At 69.2% G+C, this 17,962-nt stretch carries 19 protein-coding genes; 10 read left to right on the top strand and 9 right to left on the bottom strand.

Translation table 11 applies throughout. The features are described from left to right. Positions 1–6: 6 nt before the first annotated feature. The 5 genes from HFP15_RS15720 to pstS form a co-directional block, all read right to left on the bottom strand. Entirely contained in the window at positions 7–2,340 is a 2,334-nt protein-coding gene (locus HFP15_RS15720; RefSeq protein WP_210717325.1) for an HAD-IC family P-type ATPase, read from the bottom strand. A gap of 57 nt (positions 2,341–2,397) precedes the next feature. Continuing rightward, positions 2,398–3,030, bottom strand: a complete 633-nt coding sequence (locus tag HFP15_RS15715) for a hypothetical protein (RefSeq protein ID WP_168516147.1) — start codon at positions 3,028–3,030, stop codon at positions 2,398–2,400. 300 nt (positions 3,031–3,330) lie between these two features. After that, a complete protein-coding gene (gene pstA / locus HFP15_RS15710) occupies positions 3,331–4,383 on the bottom strand; it encodes a phosphate ABC transporter permease PstA (protein ID WP_168516145.1) in 1,053 nt (350 codons plus the stop codon). Then, on the bottom strand, positions 4,380–5,417 hold the full coding sequence (pstC, locus tag HFP15_RS15705; RefSeq protein ID WP_210717324.1) for a phosphate ABC transporter permease subunit PstC: 1,038 nt from the start codon (positions 5,415–5,417) through the stop codon (positions 4,380–4,382). The genes pstA and pstC overlap by 4 nt, the downstream gene beginning before the upstream one ends. A 10-nt stretch (positions 5,418–5,427) precedes the next feature. After that, entirely contained in the window at positions 5,428–6,540 is a 1,113-nt protein-coding gene (pstS, locus tag HFP15_RS15700; RefSeq protein WP_168516143.1) for a phosphate ABC transporter substrate-binding protein PstS, read from the bottom strand. A gap of 379 nt (positions 6,541–6,919) precedes the next feature. Here pstS and pstB point away from each other — a divergent pair, with 379 nt between their 5' ends. Continuing rightward, positions 6,920–7,696, top strand: coding sequence for a phosphate ABC transporter ATP-binding protein PstB (gene pstB / locus HFP15_RS15695; protein WP_168516141.1), 777 nt, complete (start codon positions 6,920–6,922; stop codon positions 7,694–7,696). Positions 7,697–7,751: 55 nt separating this feature from the next. On the opposite strand, the gene HFP15_RS15690 is transcribed toward pstB, so the two are convergent. Both HFP15_RS15690 and HFP15_RS15685 read right to left on the bottom strand, forming a co-directional pair. Continuing rightward, positions 7,752–8,888, bottom strand: coding sequence for an alkaline phosphatase family protein (locus tag HFP15_RS15690; RefSeq protein ID WP_168516139.1), 1,137 nt, complete (start codon positions 8,886–8,888; stop codon positions 7,752–7,754). Further along, positions 8,885–10,141 (bottom strand): alkaline phosphatase family protein, encoded by a 1,257-nt coding sequence (locus tag HFP15_RS15685; RefSeq protein ID WP_168516137.1) that lies wholly within the window; start codon positions 10,139–10,141, stop codon positions 8,885–8,887. The genes HFP15_RS15690 and HFP15_RS15685 overlap by 4 nt, the downstream gene beginning before the upstream one ends. A 260-nt stretch (positions 10,142–10,401) precedes the next feature. Between HFP15_RS15685 and HFP15_RS15680 the strand changes: the two genes are divergently transcribed. Then, positions 10,402–11,148, top strand: coding sequence for an SDR family oxidoreductase (locus tag HFP15_RS15680; protein ID WP_168516135.1), 747 nt, complete (start codon positions 10,402–10,404; stop codon positions 11,146–11,148). 30 nt (positions 11,149–11,178) lie between these two features. Here HFP15_RS15680 and HFP15_RS15675 read toward each other — a convergent pair whose 3' ends face one another. Then, positions 11,179–12,531, bottom strand: a complete 1,353-nt coding sequence (locus HFP15_RS15675) for an MFS transporter (RefSeq protein ID WP_168516133.1) — start codon at positions 12,529–12,531, stop codon at positions 11,179–11,181. Then, a complete protein-coding gene (locus HFP15_RS15670) occupies positions 12,528–13,427 on the bottom strand; it encodes a DMT family transporter (protein ID WP_168516131.1) in 900 nt (299 codons plus the stop codon). The genes HFP15_RS15675 and HFP15_RS15670 overlap by 4 nt, the downstream gene beginning before the upstream one ends. A 101-nt stretch (positions 13,428–13,528) precedes the next feature. Between HFP15_RS15670 and HFP15_RS15665 the strand changes: the two genes are divergently transcribed. The 8 genes from HFP15_RS15665 (at position 13,529) to HFP15_RS15630 (ending at position 17,959) form a co-directional block, all read left to right on the top strand. Next, on the top strand, positions 13,529–15,118 hold the full coding sequence (locus HFP15_RS15665; protein ID WP_168516129.1) for a hypothetical protein: 1,590 nt from the start codon (positions 13,529–13,531) through the stop codon (positions 15,116–15,118). 190 nt (positions 15,119–15,308) lie between these two features. After that, complete coding sequence (locus tag HFP15_RS15660; RefSeq protein ID WP_168516127.1) at positions 15,309–15,515, top strand: hypothetical protein; 207 nt, start codon at positions 15,309–15,311, stop codon at positions 15,513–15,515. Between the two features lie 92 nt (positions 15,516–15,607). Beyond that, on the top strand, positions 15,608–16,063 hold the full coding sequence (locus tag HFP15_RS15655) for a Na+/H+ antiporter subunit E (protein WP_168516125.1): 456 nt from the start codon (positions 15,608–15,610) through the stop codon (positions 16,061–16,063). Beyond that, positions 16,060–16,329 carry a monovalent cation/H+ antiporter complex subunit F gene (locus HFP15_RS15650; protein WP_312871605.1) on the top strand — a complete coding sequence of 90 codons (270 nt, stop codon included), beginning with the start codon at positions 16,060–16,062 and terminating at the stop codon, positions 16,327–16,329. Before HFP15_RS15655 ends, HFP15_RS15650 begins: the two co-directional genes overlap by 4 nt. Next, a complete protein-coding gene (locus HFP15_RS15645; protein WP_168516123.1) occupies positions 16,322–16,636 on the top strand; it encodes a monovalent cation/H(+) antiporter subunit G in 315 nt (104 codons plus the stop codon). The genes HFP15_RS15650 and HFP15_RS15645 overlap by 8 nt, the downstream gene beginning before the upstream one ends. Then, positions 16,633–16,872, top strand: a complete 240-nt coding sequence (locus HFP15_RS15640) for a DUF4040 domain-containing protein (RefSeq protein WP_168516121.1) — start codon at positions 16,633–16,635, stop codon at positions 16,870–16,872. Before HFP15_RS15645 ends, HFP15_RS15640 begins: the two co-directional genes overlap by 4 nt. Continuing rightward, positions 16,869–17,615 (top strand): MnhB domain-containing protein, encoded by a 747-nt coding sequence (locus tag HFP15_RS15635; protein ID WP_168516119.1) that lies wholly within the window; start codon positions 16,869–16,871, stop codon positions 17,613–17,615. The genes HFP15_RS15640 and HFP15_RS15635 overlap by 4 nt, the downstream gene beginning before the upstream one ends. Continuing rightward, positions 17,612–17,959, top strand: a complete 348-nt coding sequence (locus HFP15_RS15630) for a sodium:proton antiporter (protein ID WP_168516117.1) — start codon at positions 17,612–17,614, stop codon at positions 17,957–17,959. The genes HFP15_RS15635 and HFP15_RS15630 overlap by 4 nt, the downstream gene beginning before the upstream one ends. Positions 17,960–17,962 lie beyond the last annotated feature (3 nt).

The following is a 17,962-nucleotide window of genomic DNA, read 5'->3' as shown; positions in this document are numbered from 1 at the left end:
GCGTCGTTAGCGGGGCGGTGGTGTGCGCCATAAGCGGTGCAGGGCCAGTGCCTGGAACGCGGGGATCTTGACGAGGTCGGCCACGCTCGCGCCGGCGAGCAGGATCGCGAGCACGAGCAGCGCGATGCCGGGCGGGAGGGGAGCCATGAGGGTTCCGGTGAGCGCGAGGACGAGTGCGACGGTGAGGTTGGCCGCGGTGGCCAGCCACAGCGGGGTACTCGGTCTGCTGGTCCAGGCATGCCGCCGGGTGCGGACGAGGTAGATGGTGATCTGGCTGCTCGTCAGCAGTGTGAGGTAGGCGAGCGTGCGCAGCTGTCCGGGATCGAGATGGGGCCACACGTCGCGGGTGAACCACAGCAGACCGGCCGAGGCCGCGAGCAAGGGGGCGGCGACGACGCCGGCGCCGGCGATGACGTTGCGCACCGCCCACCGGTCGGGACGGCGGGCGTAGTCGGTGCGGTCGGTGGTGATGGCCATGCTGACGACGTCGTTGCCCAGCAACAGCAGCGCCATCAGCAGCGGGGTGAACACGAACTGCCGCCAGGCGAACACACCGAGCGTGAGCAGGATCGGCACCTCGAGCTTCTTCACGCTGACGTTGAGCGCGTAGGTCAGCGAACGCTGGTGGATGCGGCGGCTTTCCCGGACCAGCTCGACGATGTCGCCGAGCCCCTCGCGGGTGAGCACGATTCCCGCCGCGGACTTGGCGACGTCGCCGGCGCCGGCGACGGCGATGCCGACATCGGCCTGACGCAGGGCAGGGGCGTCGTTGACCCCGTCTCCCGTCATCCCGACGGTGTGGCCGGCTTCCTGGAGCCGCCGGACCACACGGTGCTTGTCGGCAGGCAGGACCTCGGCGACGACCCCTGCGCCGGCCGGTGTGCCGCCGGTGCCGGCGAGTGCGCCGGCACGCACGACCGGACCGGTGATGCCGACCTCGGTCGCGACGGCGGCCGCGGTGGCGGCGTTGTCCCCGGTGATCATCACGACGCGCACACCGAGCCGGCCGAGCTCGTCGATCAGTCCGGCGGCCTCGGGGCGCGGCGGATCGGCGAGCGCGATCAGTCCGGCCTGCCGCCAGTCACCACCGGGCTCGGCGACGGCCACGGCCAGGACACGGGCTCCACCTGCGGCCAGCCGGTCGACCTCGGCGCCGGGGACTTGACCGGCGAGCGCCGCGATGACCTGGGGCGCGCCTTTGGCTACGCGAGTTCCCGTGACCAGGGTTGCCTCGGAGCGTTTCGTGGTGGGGTCGAACGGAACGAACGTCTCCCGTTGTCCGATGTGGACGCCTCGGTCGGCGCCGGCATGAAGGATGGCGAGGTCGATCGGGTCCTGCGTCGCCTCGTCGCAGGCTGCGGCCGCGAGGCGCAGCACGTCGTCCTCGCCAGTGCCGCCCGCTGCCGCGATCGCCGAGACGGTGAGCCGGTTGCGGGTGATCGTGCCGGTCTTGTCCACGCACAACACATCCATCTCCGCGGCGTCGGTCACGCTGGGCAGGCGTGCGGTGAGAATGCCTCGCCGGGCCAGATGCTGCGCACCGAGTGCTCCTGCCAGCGCGAACGCCGCCGGCAGCGCGACCGGCACCGACGCCAGTAGCAGCACCACGGCGAACGACACGATCTCCTCGGCCGCGGCACCGCCCAGTGCGAGGTAGGTCGTGGCCGCCCCGGCCAGCAGGAGGTCGATGACGATGAACACGCGGACCATGCGCAGCACGACATGGCTGGCATGGTCGCTGGTACCGGCGGTGCGGACCAGCTCCGCCGTCCGGCCGAAATAGGTGCGGGTTCCGGTCGCGGTGACCGACCCCGTCGCCTCGCCGCGGGTGATCGTCGCCCCGGCGTAGACGCGCTCGCCGGTCCCGCACTCGACGGGCACGGATTCCCCGGTCAGGCTCGACTGGTCGACCAGGACGGTGCCCGAGTCGATGCGCAGGTCGGCGGGCGCGAGGTCGCCGACCCGGACATGCACCAGATCGCCGTCCACCAGTTCGGCGGCGGGCAGCTGCTGCCAGACCCCGTCGCGGCAGACGCGGGCGAAGACGGCCAGCCGGGCGCGCAGCAACTCCAGCGCCGCCGCGGCCCGGCCCTGCTGCACGAACCCGAGTGCGGCGTTGAAGATCAGGACAGCCGCCACGATCGCCGCGTCCAGCCACTTGCCGAGCACCAGCTCGAGCACGATCGTGCCTTCCAGCATCCAGGGCACCGGCGCCCACACCGTGCCGGCCAGGCGTGCCACCAGGTTCTGCCGCTCCTGCGGCACCGTGTTCGGCCCCAGCTCGGCCAGCAAGGCGCCGGCCCGAGCCGACGACAATCCCATGCCTGCCCCAACGGTCACGGCCTGATCGTCGGCCAGGCAGGGCAGCGGCCCTAGGGGCGTTGGTCCTTCGTGCGGCTAGCCGATCGCCTGCGGCGTGACCAGGTCCAGCACACTGCGCCGCAGGTGTTCGATGCCGGTGACGACGACCGGCTCGGCGCGTGGATCGGAGAGCCGGCGAAGCCGGCGGCGCACCGCCTCGGGCGTGACGCCGGCTTCGGCCGCGATCTCGTCGACGGTCAGGAGATCGCCGGGCTGCGGGCCGCCGGTATCCGAGGGCGGCAACGGTTCGCCACGCAGTGCCGCGACGACCTGTTGACGGTCGAAGAGCGGGGGCCGGCCCTCGCACGGGTCGTTCAGCGGAGTCAGGGTTTTGCCGATGGCGAGTATGCCCGCGCGGCTGATGACCGTGCGGCCGGCGCGGATCGTGGGGTAGACGGTCCTGCGGCGCCCGTAGCGTGGTGCGGGGGCCCTGCGGTCACGGAGTTTTCGTGCGAGCGAATCGAGAGTGGACCGGTACCAGAGGGTGAGCCCTTCCAGTCGCGTGTCTCCACTGGCCTTGCCGATCTTCCGTACCGCGTATTCGAAGGCGTTCGGGCCCGCGTCGAGTGCCAGGTATTCGATCGCGCGCCGCCGGGCATACAGATCGAATGCGCTTTTGCGTATTCGGCGGAGGCTGTACACGTGCCGGTCCTCAAGCGTGGCGATCACCTGCTCGACATCGTAGAGCGGACTACCGGGGCCACCTTCGTTCGGCGCGTTCAGACTGCGCAGACGCCCGGTGACCGCCGTGAGCTCCGCCAGTGAGAGCACTGCTCGTCCGGCCGGGATCACAGCAGCCTCCGGCTGTGTCCAAAAAGGATTCGGGTCATCGGAGCGAATTCCTCTGAGTTGCACGGAATCAGCATGTGAACTGTCCCGAGTACAGCTCAGCGCAGCTATCAGGTCAACCCGAGAAAATGTGCTTGATACCGTTGGTCCGATATTGGCACAAATTGATTTTCGCGACGATCAGTTGCGAACTCTGGCGAATCGGGCAACCGTACGGGCGACGAGGTTGAGCACCAGGACGACAAGAATCAGGGTGAGCGCACCGGTCCAGGCGCGGTCGATCGCGGTGTCGTTGGGCAGTCCCGCTTCGGTGAACACGAACAGCGGCAGCGACGCCTGGGCGCCGTTGAACGGGTTGAAGTTGATGGACTGGCTCCCGAATACCGTGAGCAGCACCGGTGCCGTTTCGCCGACGACACGCGAAATCGCCAGCATCACACCGGTCACGATGCCCGCGGTGGCCGTCGGCAGCACGATCCGTACCACGGTGATCCATTTCGTCACCCCGAGGGCGTAGGACGATTCACGCAGGCTGTCCGGTACCAGCTTGAGCATTTCCTCCGTGGAGCGGATCACGGTGGGCAGCATGAGCACGACGAGGGCGAGTGAGCCGGCGAAGCCGGAATATCCCTGGCCGAGCAGAAGCACCCAGAGCGCCAGGATGAACAGGCCGGCCACGATGGAGGGCAGACCGGTCATCACATCGACCAGGAAGCTGACGACGCGGCCGAGTCGGCCGGTGCTGTACTCGACGAGGTAGATCGCGACCAGGATGCCCAGCGGGGTGGCGATGACGGCGGCGATCCCGACCTGCTCCAGCGTGCCGATGATCGCGTGATAGGCGCCGCCGTCGGGATCCTGTTCGGCCACCGCACGCATGGAATGGCCGAAGAAGACCGGGTCGAACCGGTGCAGGCCCCGGTAGATGGTGTAGCCGAGGACACCGACGAGCGCGAGGAGGGCGAACAGGACGGCGCCGAGCAGGATGTTGGTCATCAGCCGGTCTTTGGCGCGCCGCTTGCCTTCCACCGCGGCGGACAGCGCGGTGAGGGCGGCGACGTACACGACGGCGGCGACGATGACGAACCCGGCGTAGCCGTGGAGCGCGGTCAGCGAGAACAGCAGGCTCGTCAGCCCGATGGCGCCGACGGCGGTGAGCCCGGGGGCGTACCGGGGCAGCCGCGGCCGCTGCAGTGCCGGCGTGGTCAGCGGAGTGTTCAATGCCGAGGTCACGCTTTCTTCTCCCTGCTGGAACGGCGAACGACGGCGCGGGCGCCGAAGTTGACGATCAGCGTGATCGCGAAGAGCACGAGACCGGAGGCGATCAGCGCGCTGCGGCCGATTCCTCCCGCGTCGCCGAACTTGTTGGCGATGTTGGCGGCGATCGTCGCGCCGGCGGGGTCGAGGATGTGGATGCTGATCACGTTGCTGGCGGAGAGCACGAGCGCGATGGCGATGGTCTCGCCGACGGCGCGCCCGAAGCCGAGCACGATGGCGCTGATGACGCCGGAGCGGCCGTGGGGCAGCACGGCCATCCGCACCATCTCCCACCGGGTGGCTCCGAGCGCGTAGGCGGCCTCGATGTGTTCGGTGGGCGTCTGGACGAACACCTCACGCGAAATGGCGGCCACGATCGGCAGGATCATGACCGCGAGCACGACCCCGGCCGCGAACATCGACTTGCCGTAGGTCTGGTTGGTCGAGGCGAAGATCGGGATCCAGCCGAGGTAGGTGTTGAGGAACTGGCCGACCGGGATCAGGTCCGGCACGAGCCAGAGCAGGCCCCACAGGCCGAAGACCACACTGGGCACCGCGGCGAGCAGGTCGATGACGTACCCGAGCGGCCGGGCGATGGCTTTGGAGGCGTACTGGGCGATGTAGAGGGCGACCGCCACCGCGATCGGAACGCCGATGACGAGCGCGATGATGGAGCTGACGACGCTGCCGAAGGCCAGCGCCGCGATACCGAATACCTGGCTCTGATCGGGATCCCAGGCTTTCGTCGTGAAGAAGTTCGCCTTGTCCGAGGTCAGTGCGGGGATCGCCTCGACGAAGAGGAACACCGCGATCGCGGCGAGGAGCACCAGAATGACCAGGCCCGCGGCGCGGACCACCCAGCGGAAGATCTGGTCGCCCCGGTGCGACGGCCCATGGGTGAGCGATTTCGTGACGCCTGCTCCGGCGCGCGCGGTGGTGATGATGAACTCCTCGGTCGCGGAAAGGGAGGAATCTGTTGCGGGCCCGTGCCTGGCGCGCCGGGCCCGCAACAGGCGCCGGTCAGCTCAGCGAGTTGACCGAGTCGGTGATCTTGGTCGCGAGCTCGGTCGGCAGCGGGACGTAGCCCTGACCGGCCAGCGGACTCTGCCCGTCCGGGCTGGCCAGGTAGGACAGGAAGCTCTTCAGCAGCGGCAGCTTCGCGCTGTCGTTGCCGGAGGCACACACGATCTCGTAGGTCACGAGCAGGTTGGGGTAGGCGTCGGCGTCACCGTTGGTGTAGTCGAAGTCGAGCTTCAGGTCGTGCCCGGACCCGGTCACCTTGGCCTTGGCAAGGAAGTTCTTCACGTTGTCGGTGGTGAGTTCGACGAACTTGCCCGCCGCGTTGCCCACCTTGGCGTACGGGATCTGGCTCTGCGTCGCGAACGACAGCTCCATGTAGCCGATACCGCCCGGGGTGCTCTTCACGCCCTGGGCGATGCCCTGGGTGCCGTTCGAGCCCTGACCACCCGGCGCCGGCCAGTTCTTGTTGGCGGGGAAGGGGAAGTCGGCCTTGGCCTCGTTGGCGAGGTAGTTGCTGAAGTTGTAGCTGGTGCCCGAACCGTCGGACCGGTGGAAGGTCTGGATGCCGAGGTTGGGCAGCGTGACGCCCGGGTTGTCCTTGGCGATCGCCGGGTCGTTCCAGTTGGTGATCTTGCCGCTGAAGATCTTGGCCAGGGTGCTCGCCGAAAGGTTCAGCGGCTGCGTCACGTTCGGGACGTTGTAACCCACGGCGATCGGGCCGGGCACCATCGGCAGGTCGATGGCGGGACCGGTCTTGCACCGGGAGTCGGCGGCAGGCTGGTCGGAAGACGACAGCGGGAAGTCCGAGCCCGCGAAGTCGATCGTGCCCTGCTGGAACTGCTGGACACCCTTACCGGAGCCGCCGCCCTGGTAGTTGACCGTCGCGCCGTTGCACTTGTTCTCGTAAGTCTTGACCCACTGGGACATCGCGTTCGACTGCGCGGTCGATCCCGCCGCGGTCAGCGTGCCGCCGGCGCAGTTGATGCTGCTGGCCGGCTGGCTCGAGTTCGCGGATCCGGACGAACCCGAGTTGTTGTCGGTACCACACGCGGCGAGCAGCAGTGCGCCTACAGCCACGACGCCGAATGCGGCACCGTGCCGCTTGATCTTCACGGGGAAATCCTCCAACTGGACGATTGAATCTTCGCGACAGATCCGCCGCGCGTCCAAAAGCTAAGCAACAATAGTGCACGGAAGACGTAGTGAAGGTGAACAAAAGGTGAAACAGGAAAAGGGGTAAATATGGTCTCCTTAATGGTTAAAAAGACGGTAATGTAGCCCGTGTTGGCTATGTAACAGCAGCTACCTTTACCGATTCACGATTCATCACAGCGCGGAGAAATGGTGTCCATTATCTCCCGGGCTGCCTTTTTTGGTTGTTCACATTTTGTTCAGATTCAAGGGGGAGTCCGGCGCTCACGATGAGTCGCTACTCTTACTTGGTAGCAGTCGCCGCCCGGCACCCCGAATGAAGAAGTGAGCACTCTGCGTCATGGCTAAGCGAATCGACGTCAAGGATCTGGACATCTACTACGGCAAGTTCCACGCTGTCGACAGCGTGACCTTGTCGGTGCCGCCGCGCAACGTCACCGCGTTCATCGGCCCCTCCGGATGCGGCAAGTCCACCGTGCTGCGCACCCTGAACCGGATGCACGAGGTCATCCCCGGCGCGCGGGTGGACGGCGAAGTGCTGCTGGACGGCGAGAACATTTACGGGTCCAATGTGGACCCGGTGCAGGTGCGGCGGACCATCGGCATGGTGTTCCAGCGGCCCAACCCGTTTCCCACGATGTCCATCCGCGACAACGTGGTGGCCGGGCTGAAGCTGGCGGGCGGCGGCAGCAAGCGGGAGCTCGACGACATCGCCGAGCGCGCGCTGCGGGGCGCGAACCTGTGGAACGAGGTCAAGGACCGGCTCGGCAAGCCCGGCGGTGGCCTCTCCGGTGGTCAGCAGCAGCGGCTGTGCATCGCGCGGGCGATCGCGGTGCGGCCGGACGTGCTGCTGATGGACGAGCCGTGCTCGGCGCTGGACCCGATCTCGACCCTGGCCATCGAGGACCTGATCGGTGAGCTGAAGAAGGACTACACGATCGTCATCGTGACCCACAACATGCAGCAGGCGGCGCGGGTCTCGGACCAGACGGCGTTCTTCAACCTCGCCGGAGTCGGCCAGCCCGGCCGCCTCGTCGAACTCAACGACACGGAGAAGATCTTCTCCAACCCCGGCGAGAAGGCCACCGAGGACTACATCTCCGGCCGCTTCGGCTGATCATTCCGGCTCTGCTCGGCCTGTTTCTCGAGGTTTTGCCGTCTGCCGGCCGGTGCTACGTCCTGGCGGTGTAGATGTCGGTGCCGAAGCGGGTGAGTCCCGGTTGCCCGGCGTAGCCGAGGTAGGGCAGCCGGAAGAGGTCTTCGACGCTGGCGAGCAGCGAGTAGTGGTTGTAGGGCGTGGTGCTGACGGTGCCGGGCTTGGTGAAGGGGGACAGCACGAGGGCGCCGACCCGACCGCCACCGAGGCCGGTGATTCCGGGTGCCGGTGTGTTCGGTCCCGGGCCTTCGCCGCAGCAGGCGCTGGAGTCCTGTTGCGGGCCGTCGGATTCGTCGAATGTGATCACCAGCATTCCGTCCTTGGTGAACGCCGGTGAGGACGTGATGATCGGAACCCACTGCCGCAGCCAGGCGTCGGCGGAGGTCAGTCCGCCCGGTTGGCCGTCGACGCAGGGCGCGTCGTGGCCGTCGTGGCAGAGGTCGGGCGTGATGTAGGACAGCGCCGGTGTGGTGGCCGCCGAGGTGAGGTCCTGCTGCAATCGTGGCAGGGCGCCCACGTTGTCACAGGCGGGACCGTCGATGACGGAGTGGAAGTAGACGAAGGGATCGTGCCGGGTGGCGTACTGGTCGCCCACTTCGGCTTTCTGCGTGTTGTCCACCGCGCCGACGGGCGGATGGCCGCACACGGCCGCCTCGCGTGCCGGATCGTTTCCCATGTCCTCCATGTATCCGCGCCAGGTGTGCCCGGATCCCGCCAGCTGCCCGGGCAGCGTGGGCAGGGCGGCGGGGTACACACAGCCCTGGCCGACGGCCTGCCCGGGCGCGGCGGTGCCGGCCTGCTGGAAGTCGCTGTAGGTCTGGCAGTCACCCTGGGTCGTGACGTTGGGGCCCTGACCCGAGATCTGCGCGATGTAGTTGCCCAGGCTGTTGTGCGCGGTGCCGTAGTACTGGGTGAGCAGGGCACCCTCCGACCGCAGGGTCTGGCTCAGGTAGGGGGCCTGCGAGGCCGCACCCCACGTCTCGTCGTAGCCCTTGTTCTCCAGGTTGATCACGAAGACATGACCGACCGGCGGCAGGTAGTTCGACGCTGCCTCGGCGCGTTCGGGCGTGGCTGAGGTGACGAGAGGGACGAGCGCCGCCGTGGTCGCGGCCGCGACGGCGGCGCCGAGCCGGCGATAGGAGGTGCGGGTCATGGGAGCGTCCATCCTTCCTGCAGGGCGAGGTCGCGAAGGGCGTACCACTTTTCGTAGTCGGCGGTGGCGCCGGCCGCGCACGGGGATCCTACGATCTGCGGCACGTTCCAGCGTGGGGCCGTGAGGTCGGCGGGGCTGCTGAAGTCCAGGACTTCGGCGATGTTGTTCGCCGCGCTGTCGCGGGGAGTCAGCGGTGGCAGGTTCCAGCGCCACTCCACCGCCTTGAGGATCGAGGTGTGGTCGTAGACGCCGTGGGCCACCTTCCCGCGTCGTGCGCGTGGCGAGACGACCAGGCACGGAGTGCGGAACCCGCGCAACGTCCAGTCCGGGTTCACATCGGGCGCGGTCTGCGGGGCGACGTGGTCGAAGAAGCCGCCCCACTCGTCATAGTTGATCACCAGCAGCGTGCGGCCCCAGGCGGGACCGGAGGTGACGGCTTCGTAGACCTGGTTCAGAAACGACTGCCCGGCGCGGATATCGGCGTGCGGATGGTCATCGGCGGAGGTGCCGGTGTCCTCGTCGAGGAACTTCGGGTCCACAAAGGAGAGTTCGGGCAGGTTGCCGGTGGCGCAGTCGGTCAGGAACGCGCTGAAGGGTGCGCTGATGGACAGGTACTTGCTGCCCCACAGCGCGGTGAAGGGCGTGTCGTTGTAGTAGTACCGGCCGCGCAGGCCGGCGTCGGCGAGCCGGTCCCAGATCGTCGGCAGCGTCGAGATCGTCGTGGTGTCGTCGATCCGGTCGGTTTGCGCGCAGTGCTGGTAGAAGCGGTTGGGGTAGGTCGGGCCCAGAAACGCCGAGAAGTAGCGGTCGCAGGTAGTCCAGTAAGGCGCCGCGTGCCCGTAGAACGCGAGATCGTCCGCGGTGTAGTAACCGATCGCGAACTCGTCGTTCGAGCCGGCCCGCAGCCAGCCGTCGCAGGCGCCGTCGTTGTACTCGATCCGCGCCCCGTCGAAGGAGTGATCGGGGTCCGGATGCGCGCAGCCCTGGTAGTCGGTGAGGTGATACGTCGGGTGCGACACGCCATAGCGATCCTGGTACACCAGCCCCGCCTGGCGGCCGTCGGCGCCGGGCAGCCAACCCAGGAAATGGTCGAACGACCGGTTCTCCATCATCACGACCACGACGTGATCGATGCCGGACTGCGCGGGTGAGGGCAACGCCGACGCCGGTGCGCCCCACGCCCGGCCGGCCAGTGACGGCGCCACCGTCACGCTCGCGGCACCGGCGAGAAACGTCCTGCGAGAAGTTGACATGACGGCCTTCCTACCGTGAAGCCAAGGCCTCACACAGCTCTCCAACGTGAACACAATAAGAAATCGCGAGGAAACACGAAGTCAACCCGGTGGATTCCGGACGAAAGAACCCAAAGCGAACGGTGCCGGCTCCCAGCTCGCCGGGCGCCGCGGCCGGCCCGGGCGATTCAGGATGGGTACGGTCGAGGTTGCGTGGAAGAGTTCGCGGGCCCACCGAATTCGGCGTCTGCTGTCGGCGGCCGTCCCGAAGGGAGCCACCAATGAAAGTCGCAGTCATGGGTGCCACCGGCACCGCCGGCTCGAAAGTCGTGCGGCGTCTCAAGGCGAAGGGCGCCGACATCGTCGAGGTGTCCCGGTCGAACGGCGTCGACCTGGTCAGCGGCGACGGCCTCGCGGCCGCAGTGAAGGGCGCCGATGCGGTGATCGACGCGTCGAACGCGTTCCCGTCCGGCGATTCGATGGACTGGGGCGAGGCACTGACGGCGGCGACCCGCAACGTGACGAAGGCGTGTGCCGTGCAGCACGTGAACCGGCTCGTGTTCCTCTCGATCAGTGGGGTGGAGAATCCTGCTTTCGACGATTTCCCTTACTACGTGGCCAAACGCGAGCAGGAGAAGATCGTCCGGGACAGTGGTCTCGACGCGACGATCGTCAAGAGCACACAGTGGTTCGAGTTCTCGGCCAACCCCGCGGCCGTGACCTTCCACGACGACCGGATCGAGGTGCAGGACTGGCTGGTGCAGCCCATCGCCGCCGACACCGTGGCCGACGTGCTCGTCCATGAGGCGATGCAACCGTCGGGCGGAAGCACCGTGGTGATCACCGGACCCGAGCGGATCCGCCTTCCCGAGCTGACCGCCCGGAGGCAGGCGGCACTCGGCGACGGCAGGACGGTCCAGACCATCGCCCCGCCGCTCGAAGCGCTGTCGAAAGGCGCACTGGTCGCCCCGCCGGAGGCCGAGGTACTCGGGCCCGGTGTGGATGCCTGGCTCGCAAGTCTGAAGTAGCGCACCGGTTCCGGGAGCTACGCGCGACCCTCACTTCGACGCGGCGACGGCGGCGACATCGCGTGGGTAGGAGCGTGCCGCGAGCCGCGCGCCGAGTGCTGCGGCGAGGACCGCGACCAGGCAGACCAGGAATGTCCACATGAGACCGTCGGGCCCGAACACGCTGTCGGCGAGGAATCCGAACAGCGTCGGCGCGGCCGCCTCGGCCAGCGTACGGACCGTGGTGCGCACCGCCTCGCCGCGACCCCACACCGCGGGGTGCAGCACGTCCAGCCGCGCGGCGTCCATCGGTGGATTCGCCGCGCCCAGCAGACCCGCACCGGCGGTCAGCAGCGGGACCGCCACCCAGGCGGATGCCACGGCGATTCCCGGCCCGAGTGCCGCGGGCACGAGCGCCAGACACACCGCCGGCACCAGCAGGCGGGCGGTCAAGCGTCCCCGGCCGAGTAAGCGATCGGCGATGCGGCCACCGGCGAACACCCCCGCCAGCGCGCCGACGCCGACCACCAGCGTCAGCGCGCTGGTCACCGACTCGGAGATGCCGTAGTGCTGTCCGGCGAAGACGACGATGAAGGAACGAAACCCGGTGAAGTAGAAGTAGCCGAGCGCGGAGGCCACCATGATCACGACGTTGCTGCGCACGCGGAGCACGTAGCGCACGACCCACCACAGCCTTTTCCGCGCCGGATCCTCCCGCAGGACGGCACGCGGATCGGGTTCGATGTCGCGTCGGGTGACCATCTTCTCAGCCCGGTCCCGGCTCTCGGTGTCCAGCCCGCTCTGGCCGCCGCGCCGCGGTTCGGGCAGCCTCCAGGAGGCGATGATCAGCGGGATGATGGGCGGCACGAGCCACCAGAACGCGAACCGCCAGGACAGGAACGCCGTGATCTGGCCGGACACGACGAACCCGATGCCGGTGCCGACCAGTTCGCCGCCCAGGACCAGGCCGTAGACGCGGGCGCGGGTCGCGGCCGGGAAGTAGTCGCCGATCAGCGACGCGACGGTCGGGCCGGTGGTCGCGGTCACCGCGCCCAGCAGCATCCGCGCGATGAGCATCTGCCAGAACGTCTGCGCCGCCCCGGCCATCACCATCGCGCCGCCCCACAGGCCGACGCTGCCGGCGAGCAGGCGGGTGCGCCGCACCCGGTCGGTCAGCACCCCGACCGGCAGCGTCGCCACCGCGGCCGCGACCGAGGCCGTCGACACCAGCAGCCCGATGCCGGTGTTGGTGATGCCGAGCACGTGCTTGAGATCGGAGGCCACCGCCGACACCGTCGCGGTGTCGGCGCCGGCCAGGCCCAGCGCCGCCGCCAGCACCGTGATGCGGCGCAGATTGTCCCGTCCCCCCGCCAGCCGTTCGGCCGGCTTCAGCAGTGCGCTCACCGCGCCGCCCGTTCTTGACCGGGGGAGGCGTCCTGTTCGCTGCGTCCTTGTTCACCCTGCAACAGTGGGGATCGCGCCAGCAGCACGGTGCAGACGGCGACTGCCGCGGCGCCGGCGACCTCGGCGATGATCCACGCGCCGCCGCGCACCTGGTCGCCGAACACGGCGATGCCCCAGCCGACCGACGCGACCGGGTTGGCCAGTGTCAGTCCGGGCTGTGAGGCGACGAGGCGGCCGGCGCGCAGCGCGTTCTGCAGCTGGAAGAAGCCCAGTGGACCGGCGACGACGAGCGCGTAGAGCTGCCAGGTTCCGGCGAGCGCGCCGATGCCGCCTGCCAGGGCCGCCATCACTCCGGCGACGAGTGCGGCGGTGAAGCCGAACCAGATTCCCGCGGCCACGCCGAGGAATGCGGCGCGGCGAGCGTCGCGGCTGCGGTGGCCGAACAGGGTCAGCAGCCCGGCCACCATAACCGTGACGACACTGCCGAGTATCCACGCCGCGGTCGGGGCGTTGCGGGTGTCACCGCCGCGGGGCGCGAACGCCACCAGCAGCAGCGCGACACCCGCGCTCATCCCCAGCACGGCGACCCATTCACGAACGTGCAGTCGCGACCGGAACACGAGCGTGGACAACAGCAGTGTGAACCCGACCTCCAGGATGAGGATCGGCTGGACCAGCAGGATCGGCCCGGCCGCGAGTGCCGCGGCTTGTAACGCGAATCCGAGCAGGATGGTGATGATTCCGCCGATCCAGGCGGGCTGGCGGGCGAGATCGAGCAGCATGCGCAGGGACAGCCCGCCCCGATCCGGTTCGCGCCGGGCTGCCTTGCGTTGCAGGACCGATGCCGTCGCGTTCGCCGCCGCGGCCAGCACCGCGAACATTACCGCCAGCGCCATGCCGCACCTCCGTCCACAACAGCCGCGAAGACACTTCGGGCTACCCCGAACTCGGCGACCGACACGGGTGTGATCAGGGCAATCTCGGGAAGCCTCGGAATGTGCCCAAGTCCCGCGTGTTCGCGCTCGTCCTCTTGGTGGCGTTGCCCGCGACCGTGGAAGCGGCCGTCCTCGAAGGAGCCGGGCTCGGCGGGTCCGTGGGACTGGCACCGCAGCTGAGCGCTCCCTCCCCGTTCGGGGTCTTCCATGATCTGCGGTGGGTGCTGGTCTATCACGATTCCTGGTGGTCCTTCGGCTGGCAATCCGCGCTCGCGATCGTCGCCCGCAGCCTGCTCAACACCGGAATCCTGGCGCTGGCTCGCGCCGATGGTCTGCCCGGCGGCTGGTGGCCGGTGCTTCGCTTGAACCTGCTGTTCAACCTGCTGGTCTTCGTCGTGCTCGCACCGTGGGCCGCGATCGGGGTGACGGCTTCGGGGACGTCGCTGTTCTGGTTCGTGCTCGGCGAGGTCGTCCCGCTGGTGTTCCTCTCGCTGGTGTTGCAGCGCGGCGGGATCGTCGGCGACTGGTGGCGGCGCATGCCGTCGTTGCCGGAGGCCGGATGGGCGTTCGTCACCTTCGTCGTGCTGACGCTGGGTTGCGTCGTGGTGACCACGGTGCCCGGATGGTGGCGAGTGGTGGCGGCCGCCGTGGTGGCGGCGGTCAACGCGTGGCTGTGGCGCCGGCTGGTCGTCGCGGCTTCTCGCGTCCGGCGCGGGCTGCGGTTCGTCCCCGCGGCGCCGATCGCGATCCTGCTCAGTGCGGGCGCGCTGCTGGGCATGGGGCAGTTCTCCACCATCGGTGGCGCGGTGGCCCGGCGCCCGCCGCCACGCGTGGACCGGCTGACCAGCAGGGGAGTGGCGCAGCAGATCGTGTTCGTCGCCGGGTACGACTCGGTCGCGAGCACCCCTGCCGCCTCGCCCGTCTACCGGTTCTCCTACCGTGGAACGGCACCGGATGGAAAACCGCTTCCCTACGACAAGAACGCGACTCACCAGTCCCTTATGGACAGTGCCAGCCGGCTGGGCAGGCAGGTCGACGCCGTACACCAGCGCACCGGGCGAAGCGTCGCGCTGGTGGCGCAGAGCGAGGGTACGTTGGTGGTCCACGCGTATCTGACGAGGTTCGCGCATCCGGCCGTCGACGCGGCCGTGCTGTTGAGCCCGCTTGTCCAGCCGGGGCGTGTCTACTTCCCGCCCCCGGACCGCTCCGGGTTCGGCGTCGCCACCGGCTGGCTGCTGCGCGGCATGTTCGCCACGATCCGCGCGACGAGCGGTTCGACCGTCCGACCCGACGAGCCGTTCGTTCGCTCCATGCTCGACAAGGCTCCCTGCTACCGGGGTCAGATGCTGGAGCCGGTACCGGGTGTACGCGAGATCGCGTTCCTGCCCTTCGCGGGCGCGGCCGTGGTCTCGCCGGACTTTCGCGGCGGCATCCCGGTGGTCAAACTCCCCGCGGTCCACGCGGCCCTGCTCGGCGACGACGATGTCCAGCAGCGGATCGTCGCGTTCCTGCAAGGCCGCCCCGCGGGCAAGCAGCCCGGGCTGGATTATGGGCTCATCGAGCGTGCCGGTGCCGCCTGGCAGGTGCCCCCGCTCGCCCCGGAGCTGAACCCCGTCTGGACTGCTGCCCGCGCTTCTTGCCTCGAGCAATGATTGCCCAGGGCTTGGTTTCGTATGGCCGGAAAGGACACTGATGAAACACCGTGCGCTGACACAGCGAAACGTTGCCTTCGCGAGACTCGCGTGGGGGGTGGCGCTGGGTGCCGGCGTGTCCGCGGCCAGGGCAACTCCCACGACGCGGACCGTAGCCGCCGTGCTTGCGGCCCGGCATGTCGTCCAGTCCATGCTCACCCTGGGGTATCCGCAGTCGGCGGCGGCCCGCTGGGGATGGCTGGCCGACGCCGGCCATGCGGGGACGGCGCTGCTGGCCGGATCGCTGAGCAGTCGCTGGCGGCGGGTGGCGCTGAGCGACGCCGCGATAGCGGCCACTTGGGCCGGTATCGCGGCTCTCCCGCCACAGGCCGGACGGTTCCGGCCGTCTCGCCGGTAACCAGCCCGGCCCGGCGAAGCGTGAACTCGTCTCCGCTTGTTTACCTTGTCGGCGATCGGGTACGCCTGCCGGTATCGCGGAGGGAGGGTGTCGTGCGCGGCTGGCTGGAGACGGTGTTCTGGTGGGTCGCGCTCGTCCTGGTGTGGCTGGTCACGGTGAGCACGCCGAACTGGCAGGAGGTCGTCGCGGCCGTGGTGCTCGCGCTGCCGTGTGCGGTCGCCGCCGGTGGGGCGAGGCGGATCGCCGGTGACCGATGGCGGCCACGACTGGGGTGGGTCGGCGCCCTTCGCGCACTGCCGGGGGCGATCGCACACGACACGGTGAAGGTCTTCGTGGCCCTCGCGCACGGCGAGGACGGTCGACTGGACCACGTCCGGCTTCCCGCCGAGCACAGCAAGCACGGCCAGGCGACACGTGAAGCCTTCGCCTCGGCCGTGCTGTCGGCGACGCCGGGCGTCGTGGTGCTCGACGCGAACCAGGACCACGACACGCTCCTGATGCACCGGCTGGACGGGGGCAAGCGCCTGGAACGGAGCGTCCGGCGGTGAACCTGTGGCTGGCGTGCGCGATCGCCTTGGCGGCCGGCGGTCTGATACCGGCGATGTTTCTCGCTTTTCGCGGCAATGCGGTGCGGCGTCTGGTCGGGCTCCAGCTCGCCGGGGCGGTCACGGTGTTGCTGCTGGTGCTGGTGAGCCTGGGGGAGGGCCAGTCGTCCTATTTGATCGTGCCGCTGGTCGCGGTGTTGCTGTCCTTCGCCGGGACGCTGGTGTTCACGCGGCTCTTCGCCTCGGGTGTGCGGGACCAGGATGGGTGAGGGTGTGGGCGGCACGATCGCCGCCGTCCTCGTCGCCGCCGGCACCCTCCTCGCGGTGCTGGCGGCGATCGCGGCCGCGCTGCCCGGTTCGGTCTACCGGCGGCTGCACTACCAGGTCGTGGTGACCTCCGCCGCGGCCCCGCTGATCGGCATCGGCGCGGCCGTGGCCGAGGGCCCCGGGCTGACCACTGCGCTGGTGCTGGTCATCGTGCTGCTGCTGGCAGGGACCGGGCCGGTGCTGGGGATGGCCGTGGCGCGGGTGAACGCCCAGCACGACGGCATCGCGACGGGGGCGTCGCCGGAATGACGGCGCTGCTGCTGGTCGTGCTGACGCTGGTCGCGGTCGGCGGCACGGTCGTGGCGCTGACCGGCGATCCCCGGCGCCAAGCGGTCACCTTGTCCGTGTACGGCTTGCTGCTGACGGTGCTCTTCTTCGTGCTGCAGGCCCCGGACGTGGCGTTGTCGCAGCTGGCGGTGGGGAGTGCGGTCGTGCCGTTGATGGTGTTGCTCTCGCTGCGTGTCGTGGCGGGCCGTCGGCGATGAGCGGCCGGGCACGCTGGTTGATCTTCGGTATCGGCGCCGTCGCGCTGGTCCTGCTGACCGGATGCGCGCTGGCGCGGATGCCCGCCTTCGGCGGCATGACGCACCTGTACCGGGACGCGGTGGTGAATGCGGCGCTGGCCCGCAACACGCCCAACGTCGTGTCCTCGGTGAACTTCGACCTGCGGGGGCTCGACACCTTCGGCGAGGAGGCGATTCTGCTGGCCTCCGTGCTCGGCGCGGCCGCCTTGCTCCGTCCGGCCGAGGACGAACGCCGGCGGCGTCCACCGGGCGCGGGCCGGACCCTGCAGGCCACCAGGGCCGCCGGTTACGTTCTCCTGCCCGTCACGCTGCTGGTCGGCGCGGACGTCGTCGTTCATGGGCACCTCACCCCGGGCGGCGGCTTCCAGGGCGGCGTCGTACTGGCCACCGGACTGCACCTGGTCTACGTGGCGGGCAGCTACCCGGCGTTGCGCCGGGTGCGGCCGGTGCGGTGGTACGAGTCGGGGGAGGCACTGGGCATGAGCACGGTGACCGTGCTCGGCCTGGCCGGGCTGGCGCTGGGCGCCGGTTTCCTGGGCAACGTGCTACCGACCGGCCGGTTCGGGGAGCTGCTGTCGGCCGGCACGGTGCCGATCTTCAGCGTCGCGATCGGGGTGACGGTCGCTTCCGGCGTGGTCGTGTTGCTCGCACAGTTCCTCGAGCAGGACCTGGCCACGCGGAGCCGGCGGGAGCGCGCATCGTGAGCTACTACCCGTACGTGGTCGCCGTGTGGCTCGTTCTCATCGGCATCGTCGGCGTGGTGCGCAGCCGGAACCTGGTGCACACGGTCGTGTGCGTCGCGGTGGCGCAGTCGGGCACCTACGTGCTGCTGCTGGCGATCGGCTACCAGAACGGTGCCTCGGCCCCGGTGTTCGGGCAGAGCACACCTGCGGGCTCCCCGGTCGTCGACCCGGTGGTGCAGGCGATGACGCTCACCGACATCGTGGTGTCGGCCACCGTGACGGCACTGCTGCTGGCCTTGGTGGTGCAGGTCGCCAAACGGCACGGCACGGTCGTGCCCGACGAGCTCCACCAGTTGCGGGGCTGACCG

It is taken from the genome of Amycolatopsis acididurans, from assembly GCF_012328925.1.
Classification (GTDB): Bacteria; Actinomycetota; Actinomycetes; order Mycobacteriales; family Pseudonocardiaceae; genus Amycolatopsis_E; species Amycolatopsis_E acididurans.
Note: the sequence above shows the minus strand (reverse complement) of the source record. Positions and strands in the feature narration are given on the sequence as shown.

Bases quoted from the DNA above. Each gene is read 5' to 3' on its own strand.
- pstB (WP_168516141.1), top strand. From the start codon at position 6,920: ATGGCTAAGCGAATCGACGTCAAGGATCTGGACATCTACTACGGCAAG.
- HFP15_RS15690 (WP_168516139.1), bottom strand. From the start codon at position 8,888: ATGACCCGCACCTCCTATCGCCGGCTCGGCGCCGCCGTCGCGGCCGCG.
- HFP15_RS15685 (WP_168516137.1), bottom strand. From the start codon at position 10,141: ATGTCAACTTCTCGCAGGACGTTTCTCGCCGGTGCCGCGAGCGTGACG.
- HFP15_RS15680 (WP_168516135.1), top strand. From the start codon at position 10,402: ATGAAAGTCGCAGTCATGGGTGCCACCGGCACCGCCGGCTCGAAAGTC.
- HFP15_RS15670 (WP_168516131.1), bottom strand. From the start codon at position 13,427: ATGGCGCTGGCGGTAATGTTCGCGGTGCTGGCCGCGGCGGCGAACGCG.
- HFP15_RS15660 (WP_168516127.1), top strand. From the start codon at position 15,309: ATGCTCACCCTGGGGTATCCGCAGTCGGCGGCGGCCCGCTGGGGATGG.
- HFP15_RS15645 (WP_168516123.1), top strand. From the start codon at position 16,322: ATGGGTGAGGGTGTGGGCGGCACGATCGCCGCCGTCCTCGTCGCCGCC.
- HFP15_RS15640 (WP_168516121.1), top strand. From the start codon at position 16,633: ATGACGGCGCTGCTGCTGGTCGTGCTGACGCTGGTCGCGGTCGGCGGC.
- HFP15_RS15635 (WP_168516119.1), top strand. From the start codon at position 16,869: ATGAGCGGCCGGGCACGCTGGTTGATCTTCGGTATCGGCGCCGTCGCG.